The organism is Idiomarina fontislapidosi (assembly GCF_003226255.1).
Classification (GTDB): domain Bacteria; phylum Pseudomonadota; class Gammaproteobacteria; order Enterobacterales; family Alteromonadaceae; genus Idiomarina; species Idiomarina fontislapidosi.
In genome coordinates, this window is record NZ_QJST01000007.1 from 1 (window position 1) to 18,926 (window position 18,926).

Here is an 18,926-nt window from a genome sequence, read left to right on the forward strand (position 1 = left end):
TCCATTCCGAACCCAGAAGTGAAACATACCAGCGCCGATGGTAGTGTGGGGTCTCCCCATGTGAGAGTAGGACACCGCCAGACTTCAAATAGAATAACCCCAGCCGATTGGCTGGGGTTTTTTTATGCCTGCTCGCCGGACGTCCGTCGCGCCCGTACGGCGTAGGTCGCGCATTTTGCGCGACAATCGATATCGCGCCGTGCTACGACCATGCCACGTACGTCGCGCATTCTGCGCGACAATCCACACCGGCCCGTGCGCCAAAGGCGCACGCTACGACGGTGATAACGACCGTGCCACGTACGTCGCGCATTCTGCGCGACAATCCATACCGCCCCGTGCGCCAAAGGCGCACGCTACGCTATTTTTCGATGCTGTATATGATGTCGGCGCCTTGGCTTTCTGTTGATGATGAGGATTCAAACCAAAGGTTATCGGTAAAACGATAACGAAGGTAAAAGCTCGAGGTTGATTCAATTAATCCGATGCCGTACTTGATGTACAAATTAGGTGAGAGGTACTTACCGATATACAAAGACGTATCGTTAACGTCGGAGGTTTCTGAATCAATGGCGACCTCATCGAGGCTAAAAGTCTCTTTTAATGATTGCGTGAGAGCGCCTGTGGTTTTTCCTCCTACCAATAACGCTGCTTGAAGCTCTAGGTTTTGGCTCTCACTGTTTGATGTAGGACCGCGCCCAAACAATAAATAAGAAAGCACACTTGCATCAGGCATTGCGGGATCCGAGAAAAGATCTAACTCTGGTCTATTTAACGAACCAAGGACGCGAGCACCGACTGAATTAGGTCCATCGGTTACTTCAGATAGCGAGCGCGTGACCCTTAGGTTGAGCGCTGGGTTCGATAAAGGTCCACCATTAAATATGAACTGGCCACGGTCAATTGAAAGTTTTTGCCCATAAATCTCGTAGTCACCTGTAGCGACCGAAATAGTACCGCTGCCGGTAGGTACCGATTGCCCAGCTTGCGTCACATTCAGGCCGCCTTCCAGCCGCCCGTTGAAGCCATAGGCATCGACACGTACATCATCGCCAAGCGTAATACTCAAATTCGTTTTAACAGTGCGCGCTTGGCTGCGCTTCTGTTGACGTTGGATGACCGTTACATCAGGCGAAGGGGTCACCGTTGATGATAAGTCGGGCGGACTGATATTTGCCTCAGGTATAAGCACTTTACCAGTTAGCTCTATGATGTCCTCGCTAACACTTAACGCAAGGTTAGGTGAAGCCATTAATCGAATACGCGGAGAATCCATTACGACCAAACGGTCGCCATTAAATTCTACATCGCCGGTAAAGTTAGATACATCAAATGAGCCATCCAAATTAAATGTCCCGTTACCTACTTTACCTTCGCCAGATAGCTCCATATTTGGCGACCCAGGACTCCCAGCAACCGAGATCACAGTCTCCGAGATGGAGGTACCAGTACGACTTATCAACGCATTCGCTATTTTCACCTGCGCGTTGGGTGTAATTAACAAGTTGCCATCTTGTGTCGAGAGTTCGAGCTGCGCGTCTAACTTACCCTCAAGTTGTGCTACCTGCGTAGTAAAGGTCTGTACGATACTCAGATCGTCCAGCGATGCATTAACGCGGCCTTTGATATTAGGCTGGCTTAAGTTGGGCGATAACGCCAAATCGGCATTGACGGAGGCACCGACTTCATCGCTGGCTAAATCCATGACGATGTTGACTGATTCACTATTAACGCGCTTATTGATTGTCAGTTCAGCCTTATTAAAGTCGATCTGATCGTCGTTCTGTTCGATACGAAAATTACTAATACCAAAACGCCCTGATGCTGTGCTGATTTCGATTGAGTCGAGCGTTTTAATCTGACTGTCGAACTGCCCCGATAAAGTCCCTTGCAACACCATATCATTGACAGGGATAAAGGGCTCAACTAAAGCCAAAGGTAGCTCGGTCAAACCCACTGAGGTGTGCAGCTTCTCACCAACCATCGACGCCTCAAAGCAAATTGACTCCTGTTGTTTGCTTAAACACAGTTTAGAGAGATCCAGCGTGGTATCTTTAAATTGATATGTAAGCTTACTTTGTTCACTGAGTTCAAAACGTCCCACATCTGGTTGAGCAAAACTCAGCGTGTTGATTCGTGCTGATACCTGTTGCTCGGAGAGTGCCGTATCAGTGGCAATCTCCATTGCGACATCTTGATATCGCAACTGTAATTGAGTCGATTGATTTGAGCTGTCACCAGCAAATGCTAAAGCAACTTCATTTATTACTTGCTCGCCGATGCCGATGCGATCCGAATTGAGATCGACTGACAAACTAGGTGAGTCAAGCGATCCTGTGAGTTCGCCCTTCGCAGTAAAGCCTCCTGTTAACTGTAAGCCAGGAACGGGCAAGTCGGATAGGTCACGGGCATTGAGGTCCAACTTAACGGCGGAACCTGGGCGTAAATCGCCCGTTGCGGTGAGCGTATTATTGCGCCAATTGGCATTGAGCTTTTCAATAAATAGATAAGGGGCTTTGTAGGAGACATCCGCTGCTAGCTTGATAGGTTCTTGCTGCCAAGCCCCTTCGAGCTGAGTAACCAGCTTGAGGTTATCGAGATCGGCTCGCGCGTTTCCTGACAAAACATTTTCATTCTGTACAATATCAAGCTGACTCACAGTAACAATATCATCGTCCAATCGCACGTCAGCCGAAACATTGATGGCGGATTGGTTTGCAGGTAGAACTGAGAACTCGGGTTTTACATAGAGTTGAGCAAGCGTCCCTGTAACGTTGACGCGTAGTTTCTCAATCGCAGCCCCTTTTATTTGTTCTGCGGCCACTTCGTCGCTGCGCACCTCAAGATCAAACTTCGGCGTGGATGCCAGATTGATAGAACCCGCAACATCGAGATGTGTGGTGACTTGACCTTCGAGGGCGGCGGAAAGCGGGGACAGTTCGATACGGTTACCGGTGTAGTGCAGATTACCGAATACGCGACCGTGTTGTTCATTCACTGATAGCTGAAGGTCAGGTGCGATTGAGATATCGTTTAAATTACCTTGCGTCGTTATCTCACCACTGATGTCTGCATGCTCAATGCCGGATAGACCCAATGTGTCTAACAAAGGAACAAGTTTGCTCTGTTTAATCTGTGTGGCAACGTCAAAATTCAATTCGTCCAGAAGGTTATTGATTGTAAACTGCGTTGTGCTGGCAATGGACGCTTGTGTGATCAGCTCACCTTGCAGCTGGTTAGCATCACCGTCGGCGGTCAGTTTAATGTTGGTTTGAGGCCAGTCTGGTACGCGAATGCCGATATTGGAATCCATGTTGACTGATTGGCTTGGGTTTAAACCCACTCGGGCCGTGAGTTCGAGCGTCGCATAGTTATGGGATACCGCTAGCTGATCGATGTCTAGCGTACCGGAGCCTTTAAGTGACAGACCCGTTTTCAGGCTAAACGTTTGCGCTTGCTGATTAGGTAAGTGCAGTAATATGTCGTCGATACGTACACTCGACAACATAACATCTATGGGTAGAGCAATCTGAGGCCATTGTGCCTGACTGGTCGATTGCGCTTCGGACGGACTGGCTGCTCGTACCCAGGCCTCGGCGTCGGTCAGTGCAACGGTGTTAATTTGTGCTGTTCCGGCAAACAACTTTGTTGGTGACCAATCGATTGATAGTCGGCGGGTATGCAGACTGAATGCATCCATATCAAACTGTAAATCGGAAAACGTGAACTCATCGAGTAATGTTCCCTCGAATTTTTCAAAGGTTAACTCTAGGGGTAAGCGTTTACTGGCATTACTCACAACCCATTGACTGCCTGTTTCTGTGCCCAGTATAAGTAAGCTAGGCAACAATATGACCGCACACAGGCCGATTAAGCCGTACAGAAAAGCTTTTGCCAATCGTTTATACATCGTCATAAGTCCGGTCCAATGGTGAGGTGAATGCGCCAAGGCTTGTCGGGTTCGTCTATTGCCTGCGCAAAATCAATGCGAACCGAGCCGATAGGAGATATCCAACGGAAGCCCACACCGATGCTTTGCTTTAAGGGTTGATTAGGTTCCAGCATGGCATTGCCGATATCAGTGAACGCAGCAACACGCCAATTCTCTGCAAACTGGTAATCAATTTCTGCGCTAGCGACGGCTAAGTAGCGCCCCCCAATAACATCTCCAGAGTTATCTTCGGGACCCAATTGTTCATATGCGTATCCACGGACACTTTGGTCGCCACCGGCAAAAAAGCGTAGCGAAGGAGGGATATCCTCGAAGCTATTGGTATACATCGCACCGATTTCAGCACGAGCTAATAAACGCCAATTCTCTAATAGGGGAATAACCGATTTTAACTCCACCTGACCACGAATCAGGTCGGCTTCTGATAGGGCGTCTCTGGATGCTGTTTGTAAGCTAAAGTTCGCACGCCATCCTTGATTTATATTGATTCGTTCGTCAGCCGATAGGTAACGCCACTCAATCGAAGGGACAAAAAGTTGTGCGTTGCCACTTTGCTCACCTATTTCGAAGTCTTCATTAAGCCAATATACCCCTACATCATATTGCCAGTGTTTATAGGCGCGAATTTCAGCGGCACCGATTTTAATGAGCTGACTCTCTTGGCTATCAGTAGTCTTGTCCGCAAGTTGCGAACGAAATTGGTAAGAGTCGGTCTGTGGGCGAGGTCCTGGAATTTGATACAGAGCAGTGAGCCGGCTCTCAAATTGAGAAAGCTGAAGTTGGCTTTTAAACAGGTGCCCTTCTGGATTGATCCAGCGACGGTCAAACCCTGCGCTGATACGTGCGCCGGTGTCGGTGCCATAGCCTAAACCAAAACGATAGTGAGAGCGTTGATTCGGGGTGGTATCGACTTGGATAGGCACCTTATTTTCTTCAGCCTGGTCCCAAAGTGCGTTGACTTGTACTGTTTCAAAGTAACCGCTTTCGGAGAGGTTCACCTGCAGGTCACTCAAGCTGCTGGTGACGAAGGGTTGTGACTGGTTAAAGCGCGGGTACCGGCGAAGTAAGTCTTCACTAATATAGTCGGCGTTAAAGTCAATCGAACCAAACTTATAGCGCTTACCGCTATTAAACACTGCGTTTATCGAGGCCGTATTGGCTTCGGTATCGACCTGAACATTGGTTTCTTCCCATTCGGCATCGCGATAGCCACGCTGTGCCGCTAAGCTCAGTAATTGAGTTTTAAGTTGCTCGTAAGGACCGTGTTCAAATACGTTGCCTTGTTTCAGTGACGACCGTTCGATGACCGAGCGAAAAGCGCTATCTGCCTGTGCGTCGCCTTTAAGTGTCCACTGCACTGAATCTAATCGAACAGGATCATTCAGTGTGATTGTGTATTGCGCCTGCCAGTTACCGTCAATAGAATCAAGTTGGCTAGTGATTTTTACGTTATAATAGCCAAATGGTTCGAGCGCAGTGCGAATTTCATCTTCAGCGCGTTTGAAAAAGAAACGGATCTGAAAGGACCGGTAGTCTTTGTCTTGATTTAAGTTGGCAATTTGTACATAACTTTTGATATTGTCGAGCAGCCTGCCTTCAACACCATCAAAAGCCACGTCCACTTTTGCCTGTAGACTCGCGCAAACAGAGATGGCATAGAATGTGAGAAGATATTTTAGTCGTTTCTTAATGCGGGTGGACATATTGTTTTTTTTCATGCGATTAACTACGAAAAATAATCGCACGTTGATCTCTGCAAAGTAAACTCTTGTTGAGGAGATTTATTAATGTCGGTTGTTTTAACCTCTGAGCAAAAAGAATTACTCACGCAAATGACGTTGCCACCTAGGTCAGAAACCCTAGCAGCGTTGCGGCAGGAGATGGAAGCGCGTGAACCCAATATAGAGATCATGGCGGAACTGATTGCCAAAGACATCGGCCTTGCAGGTCAAGTGTTGAGCGTTGTAAATTCATCTGCATACAGCCCTGTGCAAAAGGTTGACTCAATTAAGCAGGCAGTGATGATGCTTGGAATTGAAAAGTTAATGCCACTGATTCGAGCAGCCTCGTTAAAGTCGTCGTTGATCAGTCATGGCTTTTTGGCCGATTACTGGCGATACAACGAGTGGACAGCACAAGCCTGTCTTGTTGTTGCTCGTTTACTTAAGCGCGAGAAACTGGCGAACTATGCGTATCAGTTTGGCCTATTTCAGGGCGCCGGCGTGCCGCTACTTTATCTTAATTTTGAGGGGTACGAGCGGTTTATTAAACAGTCGAATCAAGTCGGTTGGCGAGAAATTGCCGCTAAAGAAGAAGCATCATTGCTTGTATCGCACGCAACAGCGAGCGCGGCACTCGCGCAATATTGGCGTTTGCCTGCAACGTTAGTGAAGATGATTTACTTTTACTACAATGAGGATGTGGTCGAAAAAGTAGGTGAATCAACCTCAGCTATTGCCGAACTCATCGGTATTCACCGATTGGCGCGTTACTGTATTGACCAGCAAACGCGAAGTATTGCGGGTAATAAGGATTGGCAAGCTTTTAAAGCGCCGACGATGGCAACATTTAACTTGGCGGATAATGATGTAAATGAATTGCTTGATAATACCGTTGATCACGTTTTTTAACCTGCAAGTTGTTCAAATTAACAGCGATCAATCGGGCAGGGGACAGTTTCTGCTTGCTACATTCAATTAGGTCAGTATAATTCTCGACAGCAGTAGGGGCGTAGTTCCAATTGGTAGAACAGCGGTCTCCAAAACCGACGGTTGGGGGTTCGAATCCCTCCGCCCCTGCCACTGCTTCCTTTCTTGCCTAGCATATCTAATCACTCTGCTTTAAACTGCATACTAAATTATGCGGACATTTTGCTGATGAAACTATCAAACTTACAATCTCGCGTGCTAGCAGAGATGGGTATTCCGTGTTGGACGTTGAAGTCGCAACAGGCTAAGCCATCAAGCACTGAACACGCGCATTGGTATCGAGTCGGTAGCCTTTTCTTAACGTCTTCCGAGCCATTACCCGTGCAGTTACCCCGCTGGTTGCAAGACCTTGTCATTTTGTTCGATACGCGGCCTACAGCGATAAAGCCGCCAGACGTCGCTGAGATCGTTATTTCAGTTGATGACGTTAACCCCAAGATTACTCATCCAGAAACGAAAAAGGCGCTTTGGCGCACGATTCAGCAATGCCAAAAATAGACGTATACCACACACAACCTAGCGCTGCGTTGTTTGATATTGAGCATAAAGCACACGCGTACCCGTGGTCTGAAGTGGTCTTTTTTCAGCCATCAGGTCCCGGCACCCTCTGGTGGGCGGTGAGTGTCGATGATCGTATCGCAGGCTTTGCAAATACCCAACTTATCGCTGATGAAGTTACGCTACATAACATTGCGATTGATCCAAGTTATCAGGGGCAGGGTCTGGGACAGCATTTACTGCAACATATTTTGAATTATGTCGATGAACACCAAGCGCTCATGTTTTTGGAAGTAAGGGAATCCAACGCCACTGCGATACACGTGTATCAGCGCGCCGGGTTTAGTTTGGTCGGTCGCCGACCCCATTATTATGCGTCCGACTCCGGACGTGAAGACGCATTAGTGATGCGCAGAGAATCAAAATAAGAGGTCGTTATGAACAAACAGGCAGCTTTAGCATTTCGCTGTATGGATTTAACATCGTTAGGTAATCAGGACACGCCCGAAGATATCGAGGCATTGTGCGCAAAAGCTCGTTACGACGCCAACCACGTCGCTGCCATTTGTGTGTTTCCCGAGCACGTGACGACGGCAAAGCGTGCGTTGCGTGAACACCAGTTAACGGATGTAGCTGTTGCGACGGTCACTAATTTCCCGCAAGGGGGGACTGACGTTGAGCGAGCGGTAGAGGAAACGCAACGAGCTATTGCCGCTGGAGCCGATGAAATTGATGTTGTACTGCCTTATCACGCATTACTGGCGGGTGATAAGGTGATCTGTGAACGCTTGGTACGGCAGGTAAAAGATGCCTGCGGGAATGACATCCTGTTAAAAGTCATTATTGAAAGCGGCGAGTTACAAACATCTGCACAAATCCGACTGGCGAGTCAATTGAGCATTGCAAACGGCGCTGACTTTATTAAAACTTCGACCGGTAAAGTACCTGTGAATGCAACGCTTGAAGCCGCAGAAGACATGTTATCGGTTATCGCACAGGATAATCCTTCATGTGGATTTAAAGCAGCAGGTGGGATTCGAACCTTAGCTGATGCATGCGCTTATTTTGATCTCGCTGAACGCCTATTGGGGGCTGACTATTTGAGCCCCAACTGTTTCCGATTAGGTGCCAGCAGCTTGTTAAAGGATCTTATCGAGAGTCGCTAGGAGAGTGATATGGCGCTTACACGCGAAATTATTCGCATAAAACGCGATGGCGGCCAATTAGACGAGGCCTCGATCGCTGCGTTTATTCAAGGAATCACCGATGAGACGGTCAGTGAGTCACAAATTGCCGCGATGGCGATGGCTATCTATCTGAATGGCATGTCTGATCAAGAAACGATGCTACTGACACGTCATATGCGGGACTCGGGTGATGTGCTGGATTGGCAACCATTAAATCTTGATGGGCCCGTGTTAGATAAACACTCGACTGGCGGTGTAGGTGATAATGTCAGTTTGATGCTGGGTCCTATTATAGCGGCATGTGGTGGCTATGTGCCGATGATTTCGGGACGTGGCTTAGGCCACACCGGCGGCACACTTGATAAATTTGATTCGATCCCAGGCTATCAAACACATCCCTCTAATGAGTTGTTTAGACGTACAGTGCATGATGTCGGTGTTGCTATCATCGGACAAACCGGGTCATTAGCACCTGCCGATAAGCGCTTTTATGCAACCCGCGATGTTACATCCACGGTCGAATCACTGCCGTTGATTACCGCGTCGATCTTGTCCAAAAAACTAGCTGAGGGCTTAGATGGCCTCGTGTTGGACGTCAAGGCAGGTAACGGCGCGTTTATGGATAACGAGCAGAAAGCCCGAGAAATGGCGGATACGTTGGTCAACGTAGGTAATCAACTCGGTGTCCCCACGCGGGCGATTATCACCGACATGAACCAGCCGTTGGCACCCTGTGCGGGTAACGCGATTGAGGTGCGCTGTGCAATTAACTATTTATCCGGCATTGAGCAACCCGCGCGGTTACACGATGTAACGGTAGCACTCGCGGTAGAGGCCCTGATAGCAGGCGGTTTAGTCGATGACCAAAGTGCCGCTAAACATAAAGTTGATGAGGTGCTTCGCACGGGTAAAGCGCTCGAGGTATTTCAGCACATGGTGCATGCACTCGGAGGACCGCATGACCTGGTCGAGAACATGGATGCGTATTTACCTAAGGCTGAGATCATTAAACCGGTGTTAGCGAATCAGCCAGGCTACGTGGCGGAGATAGACGCACGCGCACTCGGTAACATCGTAGTAAGTCTAGGCGGCGGGCGTTTAACATCTAAAGATCAGTTAAATTATAGCGTGGGTGTCTCTGATATTGTCGAACTGGGCACTAAAATCGAGCAGGGTGAGCCGCTAGCGATAATTCACGCTGCGAACGAAGCCGAGTGGCAGCATGCCGCAGAACAGTTAAACCACGCGATAGCGATTGCCCAACAACAACCTCAACCCCATGAGGTAATTTATTCAAAACGCCAGCGAGGTTAATCAGTATGAAACGCGCCATTGTTGTGGTACTCGACTCGTTTGGCTTAGGTGCAGCACCCGATGCTGAAAAATTTGGCGACACTGGGGCTGACACTTTGGGTCATATTGCCGAACATCGGTTACGTCAAAATCAACCGCTGCAACTGCCGCATATGGCGCAGTTGGGCTTATGGCACGCGCATAGCGAGGCGACCGGGAAACAATTCAGTTCACTAGACGGCATCGCTTTGCGGGGGCGTTATGGCTGGGCAGCAGAACGTTCATCAGGAAAAGACACACCTTCGGGTCATTGGGAGTTGATGGGCTTACCAGTGCATTACGACTGGGGTTATTTTCTGAATAAGCAAAATAGTTTTCCTGATACGTTATTGGCTGAGCTTTGCCGTCGCGCGGACCTAGATGGTGTATTGGGTAATTGTCACGCGTCGGGGACACAAATCATTGAGCAATGGGGGGCGACTCATCAAGAATCGCAGCAACCCATTGTGTACACTTCGGCCGACTCGGTGTTTCAAATTGCAGCGCACGAAGACACGTTTGGGCTCTCACGTCTTTATGAGGTATGCGAAATAGCCCGTGAGCTAGTCGATGAATACAACATCGGTCGCGTTATCGCACGACCGTTTGTAGGTGATAGTACCTCAGGTTACACCCGTACGAGCAACCGTCGAGATTACGCGACGCCGCCTCATGGCAACACATTGCTTGATCAGGTGATAGCGGCTGGAGGCGAGGTGCATGCTGTCGGAAAAATCAGCGATATTTTTGCGGGGCAAGGGATCAGTGCCAGCTATAAGGGCAACGATACTGCTAGTTTGGTCGATACCACCATTGAGCTAATGCGCAGTAAACAGCAAGACAAATGCCTGATTTTTACCAACTTAGTGGCATTTGACACATTATACGGTCATCGCAGAGATGTCGCAGGCTATGCGCGCGAGCTAGAGGATTTTGATGTCAGACTTGCGGACTTAATGTCGTCGATGCAGCCGGACGATCTCTTAGTACTGACTGCTGATCATGGCTGTGACCCAACCTGGCCTGGCAGTGATCACACTCGCGAGTTTGTGCCCTTGCTTTGCTACAGCCCAAGTATGAAGAGTGGGTGTTTGGGTCAACGTGATAGTTTTGCTGACCTCGGACAGACCCTTGCGACTTGGTTGAAGGTTGACGCCACAGAGAGTGGCGCCAATATGTTTGCTTAATCGATTTTGTATCGTTTTACTAATTGTTCAAGGCGTTGTGCGGTATCAGTGAGTTCACCCATGGTATCGCCCGCCTCGCGAGTCCCCTGAGCGGTTCGCTCAGCAATCTCGACAATAGTCGACATATTTTGATCAATGGTTTGCGAAACCGACGTTTGTTCTTCAGCAGCCGTCGCAATCTGCGCGTTTTGCGAGTTAATAGTATTCACCGCTTCTAAGACTTGTTTAAGCGATTGCTCTACTTCGCCCGCACGCTCAACACTTTGACTGCTGCCTTCGCGTATCGCGCCCATCACATCAGACACTTCATTACTGCTCAGTTGCAGTTGATCAATCATTTGCTCTATTTCGTGGGTGCTGTCCTGCGTGCGCTTGGCAAGTGTTCTGACTTCGTCAGCTACAACGGCGAAGCCTCGACCGGCCTCACCAGCACGGGCGGACTCAATCGCTGCATTAAGCGCTAACAAATTGGTTTGGTCGGCAATCGCACGAATCACATCAAGTACGCCGCCAATCTTAGCCGATTGGTTGGCGAGGTTATCTACAGAGTGGCTGCCGCTCTCAACTTTATCGGCTAACCCGTTGATTACATTGACCGCTTGCTTCAACAAGTTCGACGCATCGTAGACCAGCTTTTCGGCGTTCTCGGCGGCTCCGGACGCTTCTGACGCACTTGCGGCCACCTGCTGAGATGCGGCGGCCAACTCGTTAATTGCCGTCGCGACTTGCTCACTTTCTAACTGTTGTTCACCTACACCGTCCTGCGCTTGTTGGAGAACACTGGAGAGGTTTTGTGTTGACTGATTGACCAAAGAGGCGGACTCGCGCACACGAACGATCAAGTCGGATACTTGATCACCAAAACGATTAAACGCAGCGCCCAAATCGGCAAGTTCATCGTTGCTGTCAGTTGCTAGGCGGCGAGTTAAGTCGCCGTCTCCAGTAGCAATCTCATCCATCGCTGCAAGCGCTTTTGCTAATGGGCGAGTAATGCTACGAACAACCACTAGTGCAACGAATGCAGTGATCATGAGCGCAATAAAACTTGCCAACAAGGTCTGCCACAACGCATCAGTAATTGACTCTTGCACGCTGTTTTCGAGTGCAATCGCTTTCTGCTCCAAGCCTTCGATCCAAAAGCCAGTGCCGATAACCCAGTCCCACTCTTCAATATATTCAGCGTAGCCTAACTTGGGGGCGACCTGTTTATTGTTATTTTGCCAGTCGTACGCGACATAGCCACCACCGCCTTTCGCCGCGCCAATTAAGTCGCGAATCAAATATACGCCGTTGGGATCCTGAAAATCATATAAGTCGCGACCTCGTAATGATTGATTCACTCCATGCGCCACACTGATTCCATTTGAATCGTATACGAACAAATAGCCGACATCACCGGAGTCATCAAATCGCAACTGTTCGATAATCTTGCGCGCCCGTGCTTGACGCTCTTCGAGGGTGCCTAGAGAGGGATCGTTAACGAGATGCGATATCGCCGACTGCGCTAAAGACAGGTAGTTAGATAAAGAGTTACGCGCGTCCTGCTGCATCTGGTCGGTAAATTGGTCAACGGCAGATTCACCAATGTTGTTCGACTGCTGAAAATTGAACCAAGTCAGAAAAATGGCGATGACTGCTGGAGGTACCAGCGCCAAGATAAATACCTTAGCGCGAATGTTAAATCTCATGGGCGTTTCACTTTTACCAGAATAGCTGTGTTAATTGTATAATAGACGATTATCAGTCTCACTTAGACATTTGTCTTGATTGAGTCAAAATCTTGTAAACTCTCAGTCGTCCCTCGGCATTGTGTCTAGCGCGTAAATCAGCGAAAATACGCCCTTTAAATCGGCCGATATGCGAGAAAGTTAAATGTCAGATGTGAGTGTCGCAAAACAAATTAAGCATGAGGTAGACAAACGTCGTACCTTTGCCATTATTTCTCACCCAGATGCTGGTAAAACCACCATTACCGAGAAAGTGCTTTTACATGGTCAGCAGATCCAAAAAGCAGGCACGGTGAAAGGTAAAAAATCAGGTCAGCACGCGAAATCTGACTGGATGGAAATGGAGCAGGAGCGTGGTATCTCTGTGACCACCTCGGTTATGCAGTTTCCATATCACTCATCATTGGTTAACTTGCTCGATACGCCCGGTCACGAAGACTTTTCGGAAGATACCTATCGTACATTGACCGCTGTCGACTCCTGCCTGATGGTGATTGACGGTGCTAAAGGTGTTGAGGACCGTACCATCAAGTTGATGGAAGTTACGCGGTTGCGTGATACGCCGATAATTACGTTTATGAACAAACTCGACCGCGATATCCGCGATCCATTAGAGCTTTTGGATGAAGTTGAGGATGTTTTAAAGATTATGTGCGCGCCGATTACTTGGCCCATTGGCTCAGGTAAGAACTTTAAAGGTGTATATCACCTATTGCGCGATGAGACGATTCTCTACAAAACAGGTCAAGGCCACACGATCCAAAATATTGATGTCATCAAAGGAATTGATAACCCTGAGCTAGATGAGCGTCTGGGGGTTTGGGCTGAAGAACTGCGCGAGCAGATTGAGCTCGTCAACGGTGCGTCTAACGCATTTGATAAAGAACTGTTCCTCGCGGGTGAATTAACGCCGGTATTCTTTGGTACGGCATTAGGTAACTTTGGTGTCGATCACATGCTAGATGGCCTCGTCGAGTGGGCGCCTAAGCCGCAACCACGCGAGACGGATGAAGGCGAAGCGGTCGCTTCAGACAACAGTGACTTTTCGGGTTTTGTGTTTAAAATCCAAGCGAACATGGATCCGCGTCACCGCGACCGTGTCGCGTTTCTCCGCATTGTCTCGGGTAAATACGAGAAAGGCATGAAGATGAAACAGGTACGTACAGGCAAGGATGTGCGTATTAGTGATGCATTAACTTTTCTGGCAGGTGACCGAGCCCACGTTGAAGAGGCATATCCTGGTGATATCATCGGATTGCACAACCACGGTACGATTCAAATAGGCGATACCTTTACCAGTGGCTCAGACTTCAAGTTTAGTGGTATTCCAAACTTTGCTCCCGAGCTGTTCCGTCGCATTCGATTAAAAGATCCGCTTAAACAAAAACAGTTGCTCAAAGGTTTGGTACAGCTTTCTGAGGAGGGTGCGGTTCAAGTTTTTCGCCCCCTTATTAGCAATGACTTGATTGTGGGCGCCGTTGGTGTGTTGCAGTTTGACGTTGTTGTTCATCGTTTGAAAACGGAATACAAAGTCGATGCAATGTACGAGAACATCAATGTCGCGACCGCGCGTTGGGTATCCGGTGATGAGCGTAAGGTGGATGAATTCCGTCGTAAGGCTGAAGCTAACTTGGCGCTTGATGGCGGGGATAACCTCACGTATATAGCTCCGACCATGGTGAACTTGAGCTTGGCCGAAGAGCGCTATCCGGATATTACTTTTAGTCACACCCGCGAGCATTAATTTCGATGCGGATCTTCGACACCCATTGTCACTTGGACTTTGCTGCATTTGACGATGACCGAGCACAGGTTATCGCAGCGGCTCAAGATCTGGGTGTCGAGCGATTTATGCTGCTTGGTGTTGCCAAGCAGCAATTTGATAGACTCATCAATGTAAGCCAAGATTTTTCTAACTCCTGCTATTTCTCACTTGGTTTGCATCCTTACTTTATTGAACAACACGAAGAACACCATCTCGGTGCACTCGAGAGCTACCTCGAAGCGATATTGGCAGATACTCAGACGCGCTGTAAAGCCGTCGGTGAAATAGGCCTGGATGTCACCTGTGGTAAGCCTGAGCTGCAACAGACACTGTTCAAGGGACAACTCAAAATAGCAGCGGAGTACCAGTTACCCGTTATATTACATCACCGAAAGACCTTAGATGAGCTCTTAAAAGCTGTACGAGAAGCAAGTATCCAGCGCGGTGTGGTGCATGCATTCTCTGGCAGTTATGAGCAAGCAGCGGCATGGGCTGATCAAGGCTTTAAGCTGGGCGTGGGCGGAACTATTACTTACCAGAGAGCTAAGAAAACTCGTGATGCTATTTCTCGTATTGGCGCTGAACATTTGGTGCTGGAAACGGATGCCCCTGATATGCCGTTGTGTGGGTATCAAGGTCAACGAAACGAGCCCAAACGTGTGCTCGAGGTGCTGAATAGCCTTTCCGAATTGCTACAAACAGAAACCAACGAGCTTGCCGATGTGCTTTGGAAAAACAGCGTCGAACTCTTTAATTAAAATATTTTTGACGTTGCTTTTTAACCCACCGTCTATCGCGGATACGATTGAACCCGAGAAAAATCAGTCCACCCGTAATTAAAGCAAGCAACAACAAGGTTTTACCTTGTGCGGTTAGATTCGTCAATGCTTGATGATTCGACTGAAGCACCTGCTGTTTATCAAACAAGACCTGCAGATATCCCTGATTAAGCGACGTAGCTCCAATCGGCTGAATAAAGATCCAGGGTGCTGGGCGCGGTTCTGGGTAGTCAATAACAGAGAATGACTCGCCCGCGGTCAATACATTTTCTCCTGTCGCGCTTTTTACCGCAACACTGATGACTAGAGGCTGTTTCTCAAACGTTGTGACTAATTGCTTTAAACCGTCTTGATCACCGTTGGTAATAAACACTTCAGCGGCGCTGGCTGTTTGTTGCAGTGCCAACTCGAGTTGTTGCCGAGTATTTTGTTGAAGTTGTTGTTGTGCTTGGTTCGTGGCAATATTCCAAATACTGTACATCAGTAATAGCAGAGCGGCTGCCGCGAGAAAACGCAGCAGTCTTTTAAACGCGAGCCGGGTTAAGCGTTGCAACTTAGCTGTGGGCACTCGGCGCATGAGCTCACTTATGGTGTGTTTTGGCAATGCGTTTTGGTTCACTCGTGAATACCTATTGCAGCAACTAAGGAAACTCTATGCTAAACCATTCTGGGTTGATTGTCTTTGATATGGACTCAACCTTGATCTCAATTGAGTGTATCGATGAAATCGCAAATTTGCTAGGTCAGCGTGATGCGGTGGCAGCGATTACTGAGCAAGCCATGCTAGGTGAGATTGATTTTGCGGCGAGTTTGAAGCAACGTGTTGCGCTACTAGAGGGGATCGAAACATCGCTGTTCGACACTCTATTTAATCCAATCCCACTTACTCCGGGGGCGCAGTCGCTTGTTGATTATTGTAAGTCTCGTGATTGGTATTGTGTTGTGGTCTCAGGCGGTTTTACATGGTTTTCCGAGCGAGTTGCTGGGCAGTTGGGACTTGATCAGCATGTGGCAAATGGGCTTGAAATTAACGACGGAAAATTAACAGGTAAAGTATCAGGTGCGATAATTGACGGATACAAAAAAGCACAGATTCTCAATGAACTTAAAGCTAAATTGCCAAAGAACGCACCTGTCGTTGCCGTGGGAGATGGTGCAAACGATCAATGGATGTTGCAGGCGGCTGATATAGGTATTGCCTTTTGTGCAAAACCGTTATTGCGTCGGCAGGCTGATATTTGCATTTCACAGGCCGATTTATCGCTTGTTATTCCTGAGTTGGAAAAGCGTTGTAAATAGCAACGCTAAAGCCACTGCCGTAAACGTTCATAAGCCGTAGCACGCAACGAATCGGAGAGCTGCAAACTTTGCATCAGCAAGTTTGAAACGCTGTAGCTATCAGCAACGCCGATAACACTCTCTAATTGCTCCTCAACGCGATCAACCTTGTGCTGTGCGTAAGCGGATAAGTATTGCATTTCTGCCTCGACAAATTGACTATCTGGTCGGCCGGTGCGACTGAGTTCAACGTTAACTGCGATAATAGTGCCGTCGAGCAGTGCTTGTGTGACGCAGTGCTCAACATCGTCTAGCGATAGCGTCTGTGTATCGAAGCTGGTGAGGTTGATTGTCCGTTGACTCTTTTCATTCCAACCTAATTGAAAAATGAGTAATGTGGTTAACGGGGCATCTTTTCGGTCGGCTTTGGTTAACCATGAAGTCCAGTAGTCGAACAATGTGCCTTCATTCAGCAAAGAGGTCAGCCGCGACTGTGAAATTTTGCGGCTTGGCATTTGCAGCAATTGGCTCCAATCGGTAACTTGTTGGGGGATACCGACACGGCCCAAATACTGCTCATGGCGTTTAGAACGATAAAAAAATAATGGAACGGCACTGGCGGCATCGCAATATAAGTTTCTCAGCCCCAACTCAAAACCTTTTAACGACTTATTTTCATAGATGCGTGGTAATTGACTACGTTTTTCTTTGATAAAGCGAGTCAAAAATTGTCCGGGCGCTTGATTAGCACTTTGTTCTGTTAGTTTAAGATTGAACGTTGTGTTCGCCTCGTCAGAGTTAACAATTTGATAATTTACATCAGCTAAGGGTTCATTCTTATAGCGCTGCTTTAATTGCGAGAAGGTGACACGCATTTCTGAGCGAGAGTCGCCGGGAATCGGCTCATCCACTTGTATACGTAGGCCATGATTTGATATGTCCAGCACCATACCATCTCGGACAATAGAACCACTTTTTACACGACAACGGCTCCTTAGTTGGTACCTTTGTTCACTCCTCAAATCGACAAACTCTAGTTTTACTGCTTGCGAGCGTTGCGGCAAAGAGGGTGGATGCACAAAGGCACGCAATTTGGCTAACTCTTCTTTATTGTAATTAACCGCGCATAGGGGTTTTACCAAATCAGTCACGTTATCGAGCGTTGCCAAATAATCGACCTCCGCCAAAGCCGCTTGAATATCTTGCGAAAAAGGTTGCTCTCGTGCAGGAAGATTTATATGTTGCGGAACGGCTTGAGGTCGCCAAGCATGTGCATGGTCTACAGGAGATAAACTAATTCGGAATGCTTGGAAAGATGACTTTTTTACCGCAAAAGCGGTAAATGTGTCCCACAAGCGAGTCTTCTCAAGTTCTTCGGCTAAGGCTGAGTAAAAGTGTATTTTTCCCTTTGCAGAAATGCTGAACGTGAGTATCGTCAGCTCACATGGTTCGTTTCGCTTTAGCCGATTTATCATGAACTGACTTCGGCGTTTATTAAGTAGTGAACCTATGGCCAACTCGTTCGTTTCTGTGTACCAATGCGCTAACGCATCTTCGTTATTGTCAGTAGTGAGCACATACTTGCAGTTCAGCTCCCGCGTATGAGCCTTAAGGAAAAGCGTTAATCGTGTCATGCGGGGTAAGTAGAATTGCTCGTGCGCTTTATTGATAAGTGCAATTTCAGTGTTATCAGTGTTAATTTTATAACGCCGTTTGTAGCCACTGATAAAACGAGAGATAAATGCATCAAACTCAGGGTTGTCATTTTCGTTAGCGCGTTTTAGTGAAATATAAGAGCGCTTGTTAGCCGCTTTTACGTTCGTTATTACGTAATCTATTGGCTTATTAGGATCCAATGTGAATTCTTTCGCAAAGCCAGTAAAGTACACTCTGACACGTTGCTCTGATGCGAACGAGAGTTGTGTTCTATCGACTCTAACTCTCAGTCCACCTTGCGAAATATTATTGGTAACCGCACGGAAAGGCTGTCCGCCATCGGGTTCAACGACGACCTCAACGGTGTAATTCATTCGCTCTTCGTCGCGGTACGGATAAAAACCCAGTTTAAATAGTTCAAATCTGAAATTTTTGCTATCGACGTTCTCATCCGTATTTTTTTCAAGTTCAGCTAACTTTTGATGCTCATACATCACGCGGTAGTTATTCTCCGCCTGCATGATTCGTTCGTAGGTATCTTGGGTGAAAACGCCGTTGTACTGCTTAAGGCCTCGTTCGAAAATATCGCGAGCGACCTCATCGAGGAAGTGGGTACGGCCTCGGTGATCGAACCGTTTACAGTCCCCATCGACACGCTTTCGTAAATCAAGCGTTCGTGCGCAGGGGCTCGTTAATCTACGAACCTCAGCACGCACTTTAAATTTGCTTGGACCGTCTAGGTTTGCGGTCAATAAACTAAAGTGTTTTTCGTAGTCGTTATCTAAAGCAACGAGTTTGAGTTGGTCGATTAGCGGTGTTAATTGTAAGTTCGGCATTCTTCTCGTTTATATTTATAA

At 47.9% G+C, this 18,926-nt stretch carries 14 protein-coding genes, 1 tRNA gene and 1 rRNA gene; 11 read left to right on the forward strand and 5 right to left on the reverse strand.

The genetic code is table 11. The annotated features are described in order from the left end of the window. A 5S ribosomal RNA gene (gene rrf, locus DFP83_RS13795) occupies positions 1 to 83 on the forward strand; the annotation flags it as partial. 278 nt (positions 84 to 361) lie between these two features. Here the strand turns inward: rrf and DFP83_RS08190 are convergent. Together DFP83_RS08190 and DFP83_RS08195 are read right to left on the reverse strand one after the other, a co-directional pair. After that, positions 362 to 3,916, reverse strand: coding sequence for a translocation/assembly module TamB domain-containing protein (locus tag DFP83_RS08190; protein WP_110574691.1), 3,555 nt, complete (start codon positions 3,914 to 3,916; stop codon positions 362 to 364). Beyond that, positions 3,913 to 5,670: an autotransporter assembly complex protein TamA gene (locus tag DFP83_RS08195; RefSeq protein ID WP_110574692.1), complete on the reverse strand. Its 1,758-nt coding sequence runs from the start codon at positions 5,668 to 5,670 to the stop codon at positions 3,913 to 3,915. The genes DFP83_RS08190 and DFP83_RS08195 overlap by 4 nt, the downstream gene beginning before the upstream one ends. Before the next feature lie 69 nt (positions 5,671 to 5,739). Here DFP83_RS08195 and DFP83_RS08200 point away from each other — a divergent pair, with 69 nt between their 5' ends. The 7 genes from DFP83_RS08200 (at position 5,740) to DFP83_RS08230 (ending at position 10,864) form a co-directional block, all read left to right on the forward strand. Next, positions 5,740 to 6,582: an HDOD domain-containing protein gene (locus DFP83_RS08200; RefSeq protein WP_110574694.1), complete on the forward strand. Its 843-nt coding sequence runs from the start codon at positions 5,740 to 5,742 to the stop codon at positions 6,580 to 6,582. A gap of 94 nt (positions 6,583 to 6,676) precedes the next feature. Further along, positions 6,677 to 6,753, forward strand: a tRNA-Trp gene (locus DFP83_RS08205). A gap of 75 nt (positions 6,754 to 6,828) precedes the next feature. After that, the gene (locus tag DFP83_RS08210) at positions 6,829 to 7,158 is read left to right on the forward strand and encodes a hypothetical protein (RefSeq protein WP_110574696.1); all 330 of its coding nucleotides are present in this window, start codon (positions 6,829 to 6,831) and stop codon (positions 7,156 to 7,158) included. Further along, positions 7,146 to 7,586 carry a ribosomal protein S18-alanine N-acetyltransferase gene (gene rimI / locus DFP83_RS08215; RefSeq protein ID WP_110574698.1) on the forward strand — a complete coding sequence of 147 codons (441 nt, stop codon included), beginning with the start codon at positions 7,146 to 7,148 and terminating at the stop codon, positions 7,584 to 7,586. The genes DFP83_RS08210 and rimI overlap by 13 nt, the downstream gene beginning before the upstream one ends. A gap of 9 nt (positions 7,587 to 7,595) precedes the next feature. After that, positions 7,596 to 8,324: a deoxyribose-phosphate aldolase gene (gene deoC, locus DFP83_RS08220; RefSeq protein WP_110574700.1), complete on the forward strand. Its 729-nt coding sequence runs from the start codon at positions 7,596 to 7,598 to the stop codon at positions 8,322 to 8,324. Positions 8,325 to 8,333: 9 nt separating this feature from the next. Beyond that, positions 8,334 to 9,659, forward strand: coding sequence for a thymidine phosphorylase (gene deoA / locus DFP83_RS08225; RefSeq protein WP_110574702.1), 1,326 nt, complete (start codon positions 8,334 to 8,336; stop codon positions 9,657 to 9,659). Positions 9,660 to 9,664: 5 nt separating this feature from the next. Then, positions 9,665 to 10,864, forward strand: coding sequence for a phosphopentomutase (locus DFP83_RS08230; RefSeq protein WP_110574705.1), 1,200 nt, complete (start codon positions 9,665 to 9,667; stop codon positions 10,862 to 10,864). On the opposite strand, the gene DFP83_RS08235 is transcribed toward DFP83_RS08230, so the two are convergent. Continuing rightward, positions 10,861 to 12,552, reverse strand: coding sequence for a methyl-accepting chemotaxis protein (locus DFP83_RS08235; protein ID WP_110574707.1), 1,692 nt, complete (start codon positions 12,550 to 12,552; stop codon positions 10,861 to 10,863). The two genes, DFP83_RS08230 and DFP83_RS08235, sit on opposite strands and share 4 nt — an antisense overlap. Positions 12,553 to 12,736: 184 nt before the next feature. On the opposite strand from DFP83_RS08235, the gene prfC reads away from it, so the two are divergent. Further along, entirely contained in the window at positions 12,737 to 14,335 is a 1,599-nt protein-coding gene (gene prfC, locus DFP83_RS08240; RefSeq protein ID WP_110574709.1) for a peptide chain release factor 3, read from the forward strand. A 5-nt stretch (positions 14,336 to 14,340) separates the two neighbouring features. Then, a complete protein-coding gene (locus DFP83_RS08245; protein WP_110574711.1) occupies positions 14,341 to 15,114 on the forward strand; it encodes a TatD family hydrolase in 774 nt (257 codons plus the stop codon). On the opposite strand, the gene DFP83_RS08250 is transcribed toward DFP83_RS08245, so the two are convergent. Then, complete coding sequence (locus tag DFP83_RS08250; protein WP_110574713.1) at positions 15,107 to 15,754, reverse strand: hypothetical protein; 648 nt, start codon at positions 15,752 to 15,754, stop codon at positions 15,107 to 15,109. The genes DFP83_RS08245 and DFP83_RS08250 overlap by 8 nt on opposite strands. A 35-nt stretch (positions 15,755 to 15,789) precedes the next feature. Here DFP83_RS08250 and serB point away from each other — a divergent pair, with 35 nt between their 5' ends. After that, positions 15,790 to 16,434 (forward strand): phosphoserine phosphatase SerB, encoded by a 645-nt coding sequence (serB, locus tag DFP83_RS08255; RefSeq protein ID WP_110574715.1) that lies wholly within the window; start codon positions 15,790 to 15,792, stop codon positions 16,432 to 16,434. Positions 16,435 to 16,439: 5 nt separating this feature from the next. On the opposite strand, the gene DFP83_RS08260 is transcribed toward serB, so the two are convergent. Continuing rightward, the gene (locus tag DFP83_RS08260; RefSeq protein ID WP_110574717.1) at positions 16,440 to 18,905 is read right to left on the reverse strand and encodes a PilZ domain-containing protein; all 2,466 of its coding nucleotides are present in this window, start codon (positions 18,903 to 18,905) and stop codon (positions 16,440 to 16,442) included. Positions 18,906 to 18,926: the final 21 nt, after the last annotated feature.